Genomic DNA, 14,356 nt, shown 5'->3' on the forward strand with positions numbered 1-14,356 from the left:
TTAGAAGCGGAATCCCATGGTTAGGTAGGGATACCACCCTTCTTGCGAACGGCCCGCCACCACTTGTATCACGGCAATCTTTGCAGGAGCATAATACAGGCCGCCACCTAAGGCATGCTTCATTTTTTCGTCATCGCGATCGCTGCTCCACACCTTGCCCACGTCGTAAAAGGCCGTGATGCCCAGTTGTCCCGGCAGTAAATAACTGCCTATATCTGCCAATCTCATCCTTGCCTCCGCATTGTTGTAAAACAATTGCTCTCCAGCAAATCGAAATTGCCTATAGCCCCAGAGGTTGCCATGGCCACCTAGGAAAAGGGATTGATAGAAGGTTTCCTTGCCAAGGATAGCCGCCCCGCCTATACGATTGGCAAAAGTAATAGAATTTCTTAGAATGGGCACAAAGAGTGCGAGGTCGGCGCTAATCTTGACATAAGATTTAGAATACGCGTTCAATCCGGTATAGGCACTTACGTTGGTGTGTATATATCCCCCTGAGGTGGGGATGAGTGTGTTGTCCCTTTTGTCTTTCACGAAATCGGCCACAAGGCCGGCAAAGGCCTTGTTCTTGCTCACCGTAAGGCTATCGTACGTATAGAGTGCCTGCGGCTGCGTGATCAGCCTACCGGCGTTTTGGCTGGGTGAAAAATGATAATATTGTAGGGTAGGGCCCAGTGTCAAGCTGGTTTTATCCCGCATCTCCCAAAGGAAGGATGGCGTCAAATCGTATAGATGGAAACGGGCACGGTAATAGCTCATGGGAAAATCCTTGTTGTATTCGGAAGCGCTTCCCAAACCGAAAAAGTTCTGCGTGTTGGGGGCTAGTGCGCTAGCTTTAAGCAAGAAGTCCGCTCGCCCGATGGCGTCTTTCCAATGGCCAAGGTAATTGATCCGGAAAGCACCATTTCTGAGGGAACCTGCCACGGTGAGCTGTTGCGTGTGTGTAAAAGGTATCTTCCTAAACCCTTTTTGCTGGCTGTATCTAAATCCACCACCTATGAGGAGGCCATCGTCTGCATTGTAGCCCAATGTGGCTAATGGATACCATACATTGTAGAGATTAGTTTCTACATAGCGTGTGTTCAAGGTGTCAGAAGAACTTCGGATTTTCAGTTTTTCTGTTCGCCCAATGTAGCTGGTTGTGTTCGGCTTGTCGTAAACCCTGATTGGTTTGTTTGCGTTTTCCACTTGAAACTGCTTATTTCCTGTGCCACCGACAATTCTGATCTTGATGGGAGAATGCTTGATATCTACGAAAACACTATCGTCACCGTTGGACAGATAGATGCGTATTTCCTTGGTCAAGGTGGGTGAATAAGTAGCGTCCATCAACTTTCTCTTTACTTCATCGGCCTTGTTTATTTTTCGGACTACTAACTTTACTGAACCACTGTCGCCATCCGTGATATGAACTAGTTCATGTTTGTTGCTCAAGCGGATATCGACTATTTCGTGGATGAATCGATAGTAGTTGTCCATGGCCTGTGGGATATTGTCCCGTCTTTCCTTTAGTTTTTGGAACAGTTCCTCGTACCTCAATTCGTAGATGGCTTTTGGCAGTCTCATCACGCTTTCGTGGAGCACGCTGTCTGTCATATCGGATACAAATTCCCGAGCTAAGTCCATCCACTCTTGGTGCGAAAATTGACTTTTGTAGTGTGCGTTTAGGAAATCGGATTTGATGAGCGAGTATTTGGGACTTTTGATTTGGGAGTCAAATGCTTGCATGGTAGGCAATATCCAAGGCTGGGATACTATTTTTGGGAAAAAGCCGTCAGTCATGCGGAAGGCTTGGTCTCGGTCTCTTGGTACACCTAGATAATCTTTGTCGCCTTTCTCATTGGTGTCTTTCCACCTCCATTGATCCTCGTGCCTATCCCAGTCGCCAATTAATAGGTCGAGCATCCTTGCGCGGAGGAAATTCTTCGCTTTATAGACGTCGTCGTTATCATTGTGAAGCTTCTTGAGCATTTTTACGGTATTGTCCGACTTGCCCAGAGGCTCTCGTTCTTCCACCAGGCAGAGCATATTGGAAAAAACAGCATTATAGCCGCCAAGGGCAGGATCTGGCGCCACTATACCAATGATGGGGTTGGTATGCGGCACTTCTACGGCATCGGCCAAAGGCGGCACCATGAGTGCTGCGTAGGGATGCTGGGCACTGTTGGCATCATCTAAAAAGTTTTGGGCAAAGGTGTGCAGGAGCTCATCTGGGAGCAACGCGTCTGTACTTTTGTTGACGCTCCGCATCACCCATTGCTTGCCCGTTTTGTCTTCCAATCGCAAGGATTTGGTTTGCATGCCCCCTCCTCTTTTAATGGGGCTGAGACCACCGGCAAATTGCGATGCCCGAATGATGGGGACCGTGGTAGCTTGTGCCCATTCTTTCCGATAGTTTTCTCCGAACAATTTCCGGTGCGTTTTGCCAACTTTATCGTACGCTTCATTGGCGACGGTTAGTACGCTATCCACATCGGCATAAAGATTTTGGATGGTATCTTGAATGGTGTCTGGCGTATAAGGATTGTGATAGGCATAGCTTTTTACGAATTCGTTTTCTTTGGAGAGAAAGGAGTAGAACGTGATCCGTGTGCTTTGGTCCTCTAGGTAGTCATAAACGACGAAACCTGGCCGCCCCGAACTATAGACGGCGCGCTTTCCGCGCAGCAAATTGGCAGATTTGTTTGCTCCTGTGATGCTTTGGATATTGCCGTCTTCTGTTTGTATGAGTTGTTGTCCCTTTTCGTGACTGGAGAAAAGGTAGATGTTGTGCTGTTGATCCATGATGTCTTCCATGGCATCAATCCATCTGCTATATTGGGGTTGGCGCAAATCTTGTTCGCTGGAAAATAGGGTGGATCGACCAAGGGGATATAAAGAGCCAATAATTGGGAGCGGAATATAGAGGTTTTTATTGAGGTTGGTCAGTGGAAAAAGATGATCTTTCCATGTGTAATAGCCGCCACGGTGCCCATACGAGGCAACGGGATGGTGAGTGACCAACAAGATGGTCTTCTTTCTGTTGAGATAGAGCAGTTCCTCGATTTTGTCCAAGACGTCCTGCTTGGTGTCGCAGTCGCAATCGTCGTCGTCATTGTTCATATCCGTCGGTTGGATAAGCCAATTGCTATCGAACGACAGGGCCACCAAGTTGCTATCAAGCTGGAAAAGTTGTGGGTCTGGACAGCCATTCTTTGGAATCAAGTGTACCCATGTGCTATCTGCATTGGCTTTTAGATAATCTTCCAGCGTTTGCAATTCGTGCCAACTGGGTTGGTTTCCCCAATCTCTCTCGCCGCTTAGCATGAAGACGGATGTCTCTTTGTTCTCAAATGGTTTGAAAAGCCGACTTAATGCCTGATATCCTTGTTTTTTTTCTGTTACCTTTTGGCTGCCTAAATAAAAAACAGTGCTGCTTTTGGCTATGAGCATATCTTCGACTTTCGATATGATCTTCTCTTGCAATGCCGTATCACCTCCCGTTGGCCCGATGAAAATTGCTCGGTGCTTGATAGCCGTTTGGGCCAATAAGATGGCTGGGCAGCTAAAAATGCCAATGAACAAAAGTGTTACGTAAAACCATATGGGACGACATTGCTTCATGCTACCGTAAGTCAAATTTTAAAATGGTACCCGTCTTGTTCTTTCCATAAGCTTCATTGCTGATGTAGAGGTTGCCTTTACTGTCGAAGGCAATGCCTTCTGGTTGCGGGAAGAGATTGGAATCTAATTTGTAGAGGGCCTTTATATTCCAGTTTTTGTCGGTAACTACCAGCAGTTTGTCTATGGATGAAAGGATGTACCATTCATTGGTATGGCTGTTTTTTGCCAAGGCTGAGGGTCTTAGCACTTTGCCTTTCAAGGCATTTTTTAGCATAGGGTGATCATTGTCGACAGCAAAACTGCCTGAGGATACGAGCTGATTGTCGTCTGTCATCTGAAAGATATGCCCCGATGTCTGTTTTGCCTTCCTATCGGCGCTGCAGGTTTTGCAAAGGGTGTATATCAGATGAGTTGCTGGATCGGTTGCGATACTTTCATACTCACCTTTGGGCAATAGGTTCTTCCATGTCTTTACCTCGGTGATTTCCTGGGAATTCTTTGATGCAAAGGGAAAAGAGAATAGGGTGCCGTCGCTGCGAAGCACTATAAAATTGTCCTTGCAAATAGTAAGGTCTTCGTAATCGCCCTTTTTTCCGAATTTGGCTTCCCGAGTTCCCTTGCTTATCGGGTCAATAGAAAAGAGAATGCCGTCTTCATCCTGTTGGGCATATAAAGTGTCGTCTTTTTGAGGGTAGAAGCATATGCCCGATACCTCCCTTAGCTTTTTGTGAAGCTGTATCGAAGTAGTTGGCCGGTTTAGATCAAATACCTCCGGGCTGTCGTATGGCTCGTGTTTCTTTTGTGCGCAAGCCTCCATGCCTGTTAAAAGGCATACAGCTAAGCCGTATCTACTTATGAATATGCCTGTTTCTCTAAAAAAGGAGCGTAAGGTCATCGTCTGTTAAGAGTTAATCGTTCATGATAATGGCTACAACATAAGCTAAAATCGCCGCGATGAGGCCAAACATGAATATGCTATAGGCCAGACGCAGCAAGCGGTATTTTCTACCCAATACTACTCCCTGGGAGTAAACGTCCTTGGTAAGTGTGCCGTATAGGAATTCGCGGTCTTCCATCACTTGTTGCATACCTGCTGTGTACTTGTCAAAAGGCATTTTGTAGAAATTGCCAAAAAAAAGCAGGTTGACACTTTTGTTTTTCACTTCTTCTGCGGTAAATTCCCCAGATGGGATTTTGGGCCTAGTGGCCAATATGGCAATGACTATAGTAGTAAGGCAAATGCCCAAAAGCAAAAAGGTAGGGATGGTCAGGTTGTCGCTGTCGTCCAAATGACGGAGCAACAAGGAGATAACGGCAGAAAGGATGATGGAATTGACCGTGATGAGTATATTGGCCTTGTTGTCTGCCATATCACTCAAGCGCTGATTGTTTGTCGACGTGGTCCTGAACATGGTCTCTATGCCCCTGTCTGGTCTTTTCAGATCTTCGTTTTTCTTTTTCTTCTCCTCGTCTAGGGACTCTATAAGGGCTTTTTTCTTTAGGTTGGCTAGGTTTTGCGCTTTCTTTTCATTCAACAAATGTTGGCAATAGTCTGTATGGTAGTGATGTGTTTCCAACAAAGCAATAGTATGCTTTCTCCATTGGGATTTGTCCAGTGCGCCATCGAGGTTGAGTTCTGCCTCCTTGCGCATAAGCTTGTTCTTACTTGGGAAATCATCACAGCCCAAGTGAAATAGGTCTGCGTCGCAGACGATCTCTTCTAAGAGATTTCTGGGGCTCTGGGGCATTTTTGTGGAGAGGATGCATCCTTTTACCGCTTCTGTTAATTCATTGTCGTCGGTATGTTGCTTTAAAAAATCTTCCGCAAGCTGCGCGCTCCTCAGTTCGTGGTTTTCCTTATAGCCATTGAAGTAACCAATATCATGGAATTGTGCGGCAAGAGTTACAATGGCCAATTCCCGCTCGTTGAGTGGGTAGTGAGCGGCAATTTGTTGAACGGTTTTTACTACATCCAAGGTATGCTCTTGGTTGTGGTAAACCAAGGTCGGCGATGGGTGGTTCTGCACAAAATCCTTAACCCAGGCGGATGCCTGATCAATGAGCTGACTGTATTCTACTATCATGTTGATGCTGCAAATAACAAAGATAGAGAATATCTATGCTAGTAGTTGCAGGGGACGCCCCAGAAAAGGAAGAAAAGACAAAAAAAGGCATACAAAACAAACGTTGTTCGTTCTATATGCCTTTTTCATTGCTAAAGCGGTACTATTGAATGGCACCTAGTTCGCGGCCTACTTTGGTAAAGGCGGCAATCGCCTTGTCGAGGTGCTGGCGCTCGTGCCCAGCAGAAATCTGCACTCGGATGCGGGCCTTGTCCTTGGGTACTACGGGATAGAAGAAACCGATAACGTAAATGCCCTCATCCAATAACTTGGCTGCAAATTCCTGTGCCAATTTGGCATCATAGAGCATGATGGGTACTATGGGGTGCACACCTGGGACGATGTCAAATCCTGCGGCCGTCATTTGCTCGCGGAAATAGGTGGTGTTTTCTTCCAGTTTGTCGCGCAGGGCGGTGGAACTACTCAGCAGATCCAAGACCCTGATGGAAGCTCCCACGATGGCCGGTGCCACGGTGTTGGAAAACAGGTAAGGCCTTGAACGCTGGCGCAATATTTCCACGATTTCCTTTTTGGCTGCCGTGAAGCCACCAGAAGCGCCACCCAATGCCTTGCCATAGGTGCCAGTAATGATATCTATACGGCCTATGACATTGCAATACTCCTGTGAGCCGCGTCCGGTCCTGCCGACGAAGCCCGTGGCATGGCTTTCATCCACCATCACCAGGGCACCATATTGCTCGGCCAAATCACATATTTTGTCCAGCTGGGCAATGGTGCCGTCCATGGAAAACACACCGTCTGTGACGATAATCACTCTGCGGCTACCTTTGGCTGCCTTCAATTGCTCTTCCAGGTCGGCCATGTCGTTGTTTTTGTAACGAAAGCGCTTGGCCTTACATAGGCGCACGCCATCTATGATGGAGGCGTGATTGAGCTCATCGGATATGATAGCATCGTCGGCACCAAACAGGGGTTCGAAAACACCGCCATTGGCATCAAATGCAGCGGCGTATAAAATGCAGTCTTCCATGCCGAGAAATTCGGCGGTTTTTCTCTCCAGCTCTTTGTGAATGTCTTGGGTGCCGCAGATGAAGCGTACCGACGACATGCCAAATCCGTGTGTTTCTATGGCTTCAATGCCGGCCTTGATGACCTCTGGATGGGAAGATAGTCCAAGGTAATTATTTGCGCAGAAATTAAGGACTTCCTTGCCAGCCGTGGTATTGATGGTGGCAGCTTGGGGCGTAGTGATAATACGTTCGCTTTTATAAAGCCCTGCTTCTTTTATTTCTTCCAGTTCTTGTTGAAGTTGTTCTTTGATATTGTACATGGTTGAAAATTAATTATAAGATATGCGATATGCGATATGCGATATGCGATATGCGATATGCATTTTAATCTAAGGTCTATATTTCTAAAATACTCCTGCGGTATTTCTCGCCTAGCTTCTCCAGCATTTCTTTAGTCATGGCATCTATGTCAAATCGTGGTTGCCAACCCCAATCTTGTTTTGCTGTGCTGCCGTCAATAGCCTTGGGCCAAGAATCCGCAATCGACTGCCTGAAATCGGGTTGGTAGATGATTTCAAAATCTGGATGCCATTTCCTGATAGAGGCTGTGAGCTCGGAAGGGGAGAAGCTGATGCCGGAAAGATTGTACGAAGTGCGTATGCTTAGGTTATCGGCAGGTGCTTCCATGAGCTCCACGGTTCCCCGCAAGGCATCATCCATGTAAATCATGGGCAGATAGGTGTCTTCTGACAAGAAGCAGGTAAACGTTTCGCCCTTAACCGCCTTGTGGAAAATATCTACCGCATAATCCGTAGTGCCGCCTCCTGGCAAACTTTGGTAACTGATGATGCCCGGGTAGCGAACGGAGCGGATATCCATGCCGTAGCGTTTGTAATAGTAATTGCTCCAGTTCTCTGACGCGGCCTTGCTGATACCGTATACGGTGGTGGGATAGAGCACTGCATGTTGGGGTGCTAAATTCCTGTCTACATGATCGCCAAATACGGCAATGGAGCTTGGAAAAAAAATCTTTTTGATACCGTTGGCGCGCGCTACTTCCAATACATTGAAATAGGTTTGCGTGTTGAGTTGCCAAGTGTTCAATGGATCGGCCTCCCCTCTGGCAGATAGAATGGCAGCCAGGTGATATATCTGGGTGACATGGTGTTTTTTTACGAGTTCATCCAGCCTTTTGGCATCCGTGACGTCCAGTACTTCAAAAACGCCGTCGTGATTTTCTTTTGGTCTAAGATCGGAGGCGATGATATGGTCTGCTCCGTAGATATTGGAAAGATATCCTGTTAGGGCAGATCCGATTTGCCCGTTGGCACCGATAACCAAAATATTTTCTGTTCTCATGGTGAGTATATTGTGTTTTTTTATTGTATTGTTGTCTGAAGTTTTTATTTCGATCAAAAATAATTAATAAAGATTTATTGATTTATAATATTTGCTTAATCAGTAAAAATTATGCTTATTTGATTTTTTTAAGATTTTATTTTCTTTTTGTGTTGTGCCAATTTTAGTGTTACAAAAAATTTTATGGAAAATTTAAATGCGCTGGATGAAACCGATCGTGCCATATTGCGCGTCCTGCAGCAAGATGCGAAAAAAACGACCAAAGAAATTGCCTCCCAACTGAATCTTTCCATTTCACCGGTCTATGAACGTATACGTAAGCTAGAGCAACAGGGCTATATCAAGAAGTATGTGGCCATACTCGATCAAAAACTATTGAAGAGACCCATTACCACTTTTTGCCAGGTTTCCATGCGGTACCACAATGAGGCATTTATTGAGAATTTTGAACGGGAGATCCAGCAATTTGAGGAAGTGCAGGAATGTTGCCATATGGCGGGACAGGTTGATTTCCTTTTGAAGATCAATGTGGAAAGCCTAGAGGCCTATCACGATTTCGTACGGCACAAGCTTTCCAAGATCGAAAATATCGGCGTGAGCAACAGTACCTTTGTGCTCAAGGAAATCAAGCGTACCTCGGCCCTGTATTTTTAAAACCGATAGGCAGATAGGGTGCGTTCGTTCGTGGCGCAAAGGAGGTAGCGACCGCCGTCGTTCTTCAACCTGCCAAAGTAAAAATTGGGCAGCCCATTGACGGGAAACCCTTTTACCGGGCTACCGTCTTCCTCAAAAAGATACAGCAATCTCTCACTGCCGGAGGCAATGCCTACGAGTTGGCGTTTATTGTTCTGAGCAAAAAACTGTGGCCTGTCCGTTATGTCCTGGTTGAAGCTATGGTCGTATATCAGAGAGCTGTCGGCATTGTTGTACACGTAGAGATGTCGCCGGTCTAGTACCACAAATTCAGGAATGCTGTCGCCAGCAATGTTCTGAGCATCGAAGAAATGGGTGCTGCCCCAAGAGGCGATGCGTTTGCGCAATTGTTTGTTGTCAAAAAAGAAACTTTTGATGTTCCCTGAGGTGTCGCTGGTAATGACACGTGACCGCGAAGGATCATTGTCCACCAATTCCAGGCCGAAGCGATTGTTGAAGTGTGCCCCGGTAGCGTCCTCGTTTAAACCTACTAGGCCTCCATTGAAGTTAAAGAAATAGGCCTTGCCAATATCGGTCATTGCAATGACGTATTTGACATCGGCGAGCGTTGCCGTTTTGAGGTCGAAAAGTATATTTCCGCTAACGGTTTTGTCGCGCCAACCATCCAAGGTTTGCCCTTTTCCATCGTATGCCAGTATATGTTCTCCCGCAGGAATATAGATCCTTAGTTCCTCGCCCTGTTCCACAATAGTGGCTCCATAGCTGGCTGCTGGCTTAAGTTCTACGGGGAACCCGGGCAATGGCTTCCCGTCTGCCCAAAAACGGTATAGTTTTTCCTTGGTGGTCAATACGATGGAGCGGTCTGCCAATTGTTGGATTTGGCCAAGGGCGGGACCACTCAGGGTGGCTCTCCAGAGCTGTTTTCCATTGTTATTCAGGGCGTATAGTTGTCCGTTGTCCGTTTGTGCGAGTATGAACTTGCTTGTGTCATTGTATTGCAGTACGGCAGGCGGTACGCTTAGTGGACCATTGACGTTGAAGTCCCATACTGTTTTTTTTGCTTGTTGATCGGATGGGATATACTTGGCATACAGATTTGTGAAAAAGGCGCCATTATAGCCTGATAGTTGTATGGACAGGCCGTAGAAACGCTTGAATCCGTAGTCATCTTCGTTATCATAACGCTTGAAAACGTTGGATTTGAGGTTGCGTCGGAGGTTGTTGCCGGCATTGGCATTGTGAAGGAAAAACGATATATTGGCCTTATGCGCCTGCATGTTGTCAAACTCGATGTACTCTGCCATGGTGCCCAGCAGCTTATGCTGCCTATAATTTTGACGGTAGTGTTGAAGTGTACTCTGGGTATTGGCGCAGATATAATAGTCGTCCAAAACGATAAAATAAGGCCTTTGAAAATCTACCAAAGGATCGCCGAAGCTGTAGTAGAGCAAGTTGGAATTATCCATTCGGTAGATGCTATCCTGTAGCGATGTGCTAAGGTGAGGTATAATGGAATCGAATGTAGCTCTGTCCTTGATCTTCAAGATGCCTATTTGCTCTCGGGTATTTAGCTCAAGGTAGGCAAATTCATTATCCCAGAGCGGGATGAACGTGGAGTCGATATCCACCTTTTGGTTGGTACGGATATGCGCAAACTGCTGGTTCATGCCGTCCAATTGTTTTCTGTTTTTTAGTAGTTGCACCAGCCCAGCATGAAAAAGTGTGTAGTCCGAAAGTGCAAAGGAAACAAATGAAGCGGTGTTTTCAGGGGCTGCCCGCTTAATGGTTTGTGGCACCGCTTGCTGCTGGGCAAACAAGCCCAAATACATGTTCCTGGCACTATCCAGATCGCTGGGGCCACTGAACATGATGGCATCACTCTTGTAGTTCAGGTTCAGGCTGGTCATGCCCTTCCACCCTTTTAGGATATTGAGTACATTGCCTGTTTTGCGGCTCATCATCTGCTGTATAGTTGGCAACAATTGCCCTTGATTGAGGTATAAGGTCAAGAGATTGCTTGCGGCCTTTTGTCGGTTGGTCTGTATCTTTTCGACTAGGTGCGGAGAAAGGTGCGCCGCATTTTCATCCAGCGATGCAACAACCAACTCTTTAGAAAAACTAAGTACAGCGGCATCTTGCCTAAAACCGATGTACAGATCACCGCCGAAATTTTTCAACGTAACATTAAAACAATTAGGAATACTATCTACGTCCGATAGGCTTATGTTTTCTATCTTCGTCAAAAGGCTGGTGGCCTCTTTTGTGCTGGTTTTTTGAGCAAAGGGGATGCTGATAAGCCAGTCAAGGCTATCTCCACTCTGGGGGTGGAAGGAGAGGTAAATGCGTTGCCTTGCCAGTAGCTCCCCGAAGGCGTCACTTTGCAGGAAGTGCTCATAAAGATAGGATAGACGATTCTCGTTTTCCTTGCCCAATAGGCTGTTGACGGCCTCATAATCGGAGAAAATATCAAAAAAAGACTTGTCATTTTGAAACGAGCTAATAAAGAGGGCGTCCTCAGGAATGTGGTTGAGGAGCTTACCTTGATCCCGATTGTCTTTATGAATATTGGAGAAATAGAATACAGCAGCGGCAATGACTGCTATGAATAATATGCTGGTGACGATGATGAGTTTCTTCATGGCTCTATTTACAAAGTTAAAAAAATAGGGCGGCAGCAAGAGAAAATCTAACATGTTTGTTAAATTAGCAGCATTATTGATCTAAGGGAATGAATAAAAGAATCATATTGACTGCTGCATTTTTTGGTGCTTGGGCAGTGATTTTGGGCGCATTTGGTGCACATGGGCTCGAGGGGAAGATCAGTGCGCGCAGCGTGGAAAATTGGCATACGGCGGTCAATTACCAGATGTACCATACATTGGCATTGCTGTTTCTGTCTACCTTTTCGAGGGCACGGATATCCATCATCAATGGGGCCTATATAGCATTTGTTTTGGGGATCGTTTTCTTTTCCGGATCTCTTTACCTGCTTTCTACGCGAACACTTACAGGCATTGGCTTTGCCCATATTTTGGGCCCCATTACCCCATTGGGAGGGGTCTCCTTTATAGTTGGGTGGATATGCCTTTTCTTTGCAGCTTTACGAAATAAATAAAAAGACTTGATGCTCGATCTCCAGTCTGCAGACAAATATCAACATCGAAAGACACGCTTTGTAGAGGTGATATTGCCATTGTCTATTTCTAAAACCTATACTTACCGTGTGCCCAAGGATTTGGAAGATGCGGTGCAGAAAGGGAAAAGGGTGGTGGTGCAGTTCGGCCGGGCCAAGATTTATTCGGCCATCGTGCATCATATTACGGAAGAAGCACCTCGACTCTATGAAGCTAAATACATACTCGATGTGCTGGACGATCAGCCCATTGTAAACGAAAATCAGATTGTTCTATGGCAATGGATTGCCGATTATTACCTCTGCCATTTGGGAGAGGTGATGCAGGCTGCTTTGCCTGCCGCCTTGAAGCTAGCCAGTGAAACTAAGATCTCGGCTACTGGGCGTGAAGAAATTGAGCGGTCCGAGCTCAATGACAAGGAGTTTCTGGTCATGGATGCCTTGGACGTTGCCGGGGAGCTGAAAGTGAGCGATGTGACTAAATTGCTGGGACAAAAGACGGTTTTCCCGCTCATAAAAAGGCTTTTATCCCTGGGTTTCATCCGCGTAAGCGAAGAACTGCAAGAGCGCTATAAACCACGCAAAAAAACTTTTCTGAAATTGAATGCGGTCTACGATGATCCAGAAAACAGGAAAGCGCTTTTTGAGCAATTGAACCGTGCTCCAAAACAGCTGGATGCCCTATTGGCCTATGTACAGCTGGCGCGCAAGGGGGCGGAAATCACCAAAAATGATTTACAGGAAGCCAGTGGGTGTGGCGATTCTGCCATTCGTTCCTTGATAGATAAAGAAATCTTCGTCGCGGAGGAGAAAGTGGTGAGCCGATTGGCGGAAGTAGACGGAGAGGAGGATAACTTTGTACTGAGCGAAGGGCAGGAGCTTGCCTTGGAACAGTTAAGGAAATCTTTTGGGCAGAAAGACGTGGTCTTGTTGCATGGGGTGACTGCATCGGGAAAAACCCAACTTTATATTAGGCTTATTCAAGAGCAATTGGCAAAAGGCAATACCGTGCTGTACTTGTTGCCGGAAATAGCGCTGACGGCCCAGATAGTGCAACGTCTCCGCAAATATTTTGGACATCAGGTGGGTGTGTACCATTCCCGTTTTAATGATAATGAACGTGCCGAGGTATGGCAGAAGGTATTGAATGGCGAGTACAGCGTGATACTTGCCGCCCGATCGGGCGTGTTTTTGCCATTTCGGGATTTGGGGCTCATTATCGTAGACGAGGAACATGAAAATTCGTACAAGCAGTTTGACCCCGCGCCACGCTACCATGCTCGGGACACGGCAGTCTACCTAGGGGGGCTTCATCGAGCAAAAGTCCTACTAGGATCGGCCACGCCCGCCATTGAAAGTTACTATAATGCCAAGTCTGGCAAATATGGACTGGTGGTGTTGTCAGAGCGTTACGGAAAGGCTGTGCTGCCCGAAATTGAGGTGGTGAGCATAGGCGATGAGAGCAAGCGTAAATTATTGCAGGGCTATTTTACCAGTGTCTTGCTCCAAGAAATAGGGCAGGCGCTGGAACGCAAGGAGCAGGTGATACTTTTTCAAAATCGCCGCGGCTATACGCCTATGCTCATTTGCCAGACCTGCGGCTATACACCCAAATGCGTGAACTGTGACGTAAGCCTCACCTATCATAAAAGTACAGGGAAACTACATTGCCATTATTGCGGATTTAGGGAGGAGCCCATACAGGTATGTCCTGCCTGTGGTTCCACACATATCGAAAATAAGGGCTTTGGTACGGAGCGCATCGAGGAAGAATTGAGCATGTTGATGCCCGATGTACGCATTGCGCGCTTGGATGTAGATGCGGCACGCGGGAAAGATAGTTTTGAGCGTATCCTCAATGACTTTGATGAACAGCGATTCCAGATCTTGGTAGGTACCCAGATGGTGGCCAAAGGCCTCGACTTTGGCAAGGTGAGCGTCATCGGCATCATCAATGCCGATAGTTTGATCAACTACCCAGACTTTAGGGCCTTTGAACGGAGTTTTTCGCTATTGAGCCAGGTCAGTGGTCGGGCCGGAAGACGAGAACAGCCGGGAAAAGTGGTGGTTCAGGCCTATGCGGTGCACCATCGTGTACTGGAACAGGTGAAAGCACATGACTATGAAGGTATGTTCATGACGGAAATTGCCGAGCGCAAGCATTATGCCTATCCGCCTTTTTATAGGCTCATAGAACTCAACGTGAAACATAAGGACCAGCAACAAGTGTTTGGGTGTGCGGCCAGGCTGGCGAGCTTGTTGCAGCAAAGTATAGGTGCTAAACGCATATTGGGACCCGAAGTACCCCTTGTTTCACGTATTAGGAACTACTATCTCAGCACCATCATCATCAAGATTGAGCGAGATGGCATCAGCATTGCCAAAGTGAAGGAAGCACTCAAGCAGTGCCTCGTTGTTTTTGAGCAGGATAAGGCCAATAAAGGGGCTTATGTGCAGGTGGATGTGGATCCTTATTGATTAAGGAATTAAAAACCGATGGCTTTTTTTGAGGA

The 14,356-nt window shown here is 46.6% G+C and carries 9 protein-coding genes; 3 read left to right on the forward strand and 6 right to left on the reverse strand.

The genetic code is table 11. The features are described 5' to 3' along the window. From A37S_RS0105015 to A37S_RS0105040, 5 genes are all read right to left on the reverse strand, one after another. A complete protein-coding gene (locus A37S_RS0105015; protein ID WP_051292741.1) occupies positions 1 to 3,603 on the reverse strand; it encodes a BamA/TamA family outer membrane protein in 3,603 nt (1,200 codons plus the stop codon). A 1-nt stretch (position 3,604) separates the two neighbouring features. After that, positions 3,605 to 4,498 carry an SdiA-regulated domain-containing protein gene (locus A37S_RS0105020; RefSeq protein WP_028296027.1) on the reverse strand — a complete coding sequence of 298 codons (894 nt, stop codon included), beginning with the start codon at positions 4,496 to 4,498 and terminating at the stop codon, positions 3,605 to 3,607. A 13-nt stretch (positions 4,499 to 4,511) separates the two neighbouring features. After that, a complete protein-coding gene (locus tag A37S_RS0105025) occupies positions 4,512 to 5,687 on the reverse strand; it encodes a Pycsar system effector family protein (RefSeq protein WP_036601340.1) in 1,176 nt (391 codons plus the stop codon). A gap of 142 nt (positions 5,688 to 5,829) precedes the next feature. Beyond that, complete coding sequence (gene kbl / locus A37S_RS0105035; protein WP_028296029.1) at positions 5,830 to 7,017, reverse strand: glycine C-acetyltransferase; 1,188 nt, start codon at positions 7,015 to 7,017, stop codon at positions 5,830 to 5,832. A gap of 76 nt (positions 7,018 to 7,093) precedes the next feature. Next, complete coding sequence (locus A37S_RS0105040) at positions 7,094 to 8,056, reverse strand: NAD-dependent epimerase/dehydratase family protein (RefSeq protein WP_028296030.1); 963 nt, start codon at positions 8,054 to 8,056, stop codon at positions 7,094 to 7,096. Positions 8,057 to 8,239: 183 nt separating this feature from the next. Between A37S_RS0105040 and A37S_RS0105045 the strand changes: the two genes are divergently transcribed. After that, positions 8,240 to 8,710: an Lrp/AsnC family transcriptional regulator gene (locus A37S_RS0105045; protein WP_028296031.1), complete on the forward strand. Its 471-nt coding sequence runs from the start codon at positions 8,240 to 8,242 to the stop codon at positions 8,708 to 8,710. On the opposite strand, the gene A37S_RS0105050 is transcribed toward A37S_RS0105045, so the two are convergent. Further along, complete coding sequence (locus A37S_RS0105050; protein ID WP_169719442.1) at positions 8,707 to 11,349, reverse strand: outer membrane protein assembly factor BamB family protein; 2,643 nt, start codon at positions 11,347 to 11,349, stop codon at positions 8,707 to 8,709. The two genes, A37S_RS0105045 and A37S_RS0105050, sit on opposite strands and share 4 nt — an antisense overlap. A gap of 89 nt (positions 11,350 to 11,438) precedes the next feature. On the opposite strand from A37S_RS0105050, the gene A37S_RS0105055 reads away from it, so the two are divergent. Together A37S_RS0105055 and priA are read left to right on the forward strand one after the other, a co-directional pair. Next, complete coding sequence (locus A37S_RS0105055) at positions 11,439 to 11,825, forward strand: DUF423 domain-containing protein (RefSeq protein ID WP_028296033.1); 387 nt, start codon at positions 11,439 to 11,441, stop codon at positions 11,823 to 11,825. Positions 11,826 to 11,834: 9 nt separating this feature from the next. After that, a complete protein-coding gene (gene priA / locus A37S_RS0105060; protein WP_028296034.1) occupies positions 11,835 to 14,321 on the forward strand; it encodes a replication restart helicase PriA in 2,487 nt (828 codons plus the stop codon). Positions 14,322 to 14,356 lie beyond the last annotated feature (35 nt).

The organism is Olivibacter sitiensis DSM 17696 (assembly GCF_000427965.1).
GTDB lineage: Bacteria > Bacteroidota > Bacteroidia > Sphingobacteriales > Sphingobacteriaceae > Olivibacter > Olivibacter sitiensis.

Coding starts and splice junctions, on each gene's coding strand:
- A37S_RS0105040 (WP_028296030.1), bottom strand. CDS start 8,056: ATGAGAACAGAAAATATTTTGGTTATCGGTGCCAACGGGCAAATCGGA.
- priA (WP_028296034.1), top strand. CDS start 11,835: ATGCTCGATCTCCAGTCTGCAGACAAATATCAACATCGAAAGACACGC.
- A37S_RS0105015 (WP_051292741.1), bottom strand. CDS start 3,603: ATGAAGCAATGTCGTCCCATATGGTTTTACGTAACACTTTTGTTCATT.
- A37S_RS0105025 (WP_036601340.1), bottom strand. CDS start 5,687: ATGATAGTAGAATACAGTCAGCTCATTGATCAGGCATCCGCCTGGGTT.
- A37S_RS0105045 (WP_028296031.1), top strand. CDS start 8,240: ATGGAAAATTTAAATGCGCTGGATGAAACCGATCGTGCCATATTGCGC.
- kbl (WP_028296029.1), bottom strand. CDS start 7,017: ATGTACAATATCAAAGAACAACTTCAACAAGAACTGGAAGAAATAAAA.
- A37S_RS0105055 (WP_028296033.1), top strand. CDS start 11,439: ATGAATAAAAGAATCATATTGACTGCTGCATTTTTTGGTGCTTGGGCA.
- A37S_RS0105050 (WP_169719442.1), bottom strand. CDS start 11,349: ATGAAGAAACTCATCATCGTCACCAGCATATTATTCATAGCAGTCATT.
- A37S_RS0105020 (WP_028296027.1), bottom strand. CDS start 4,498: ATGACCTTACGCTCCTTTTTTAGAGAAACAGGCATATTCATAAGTAGA.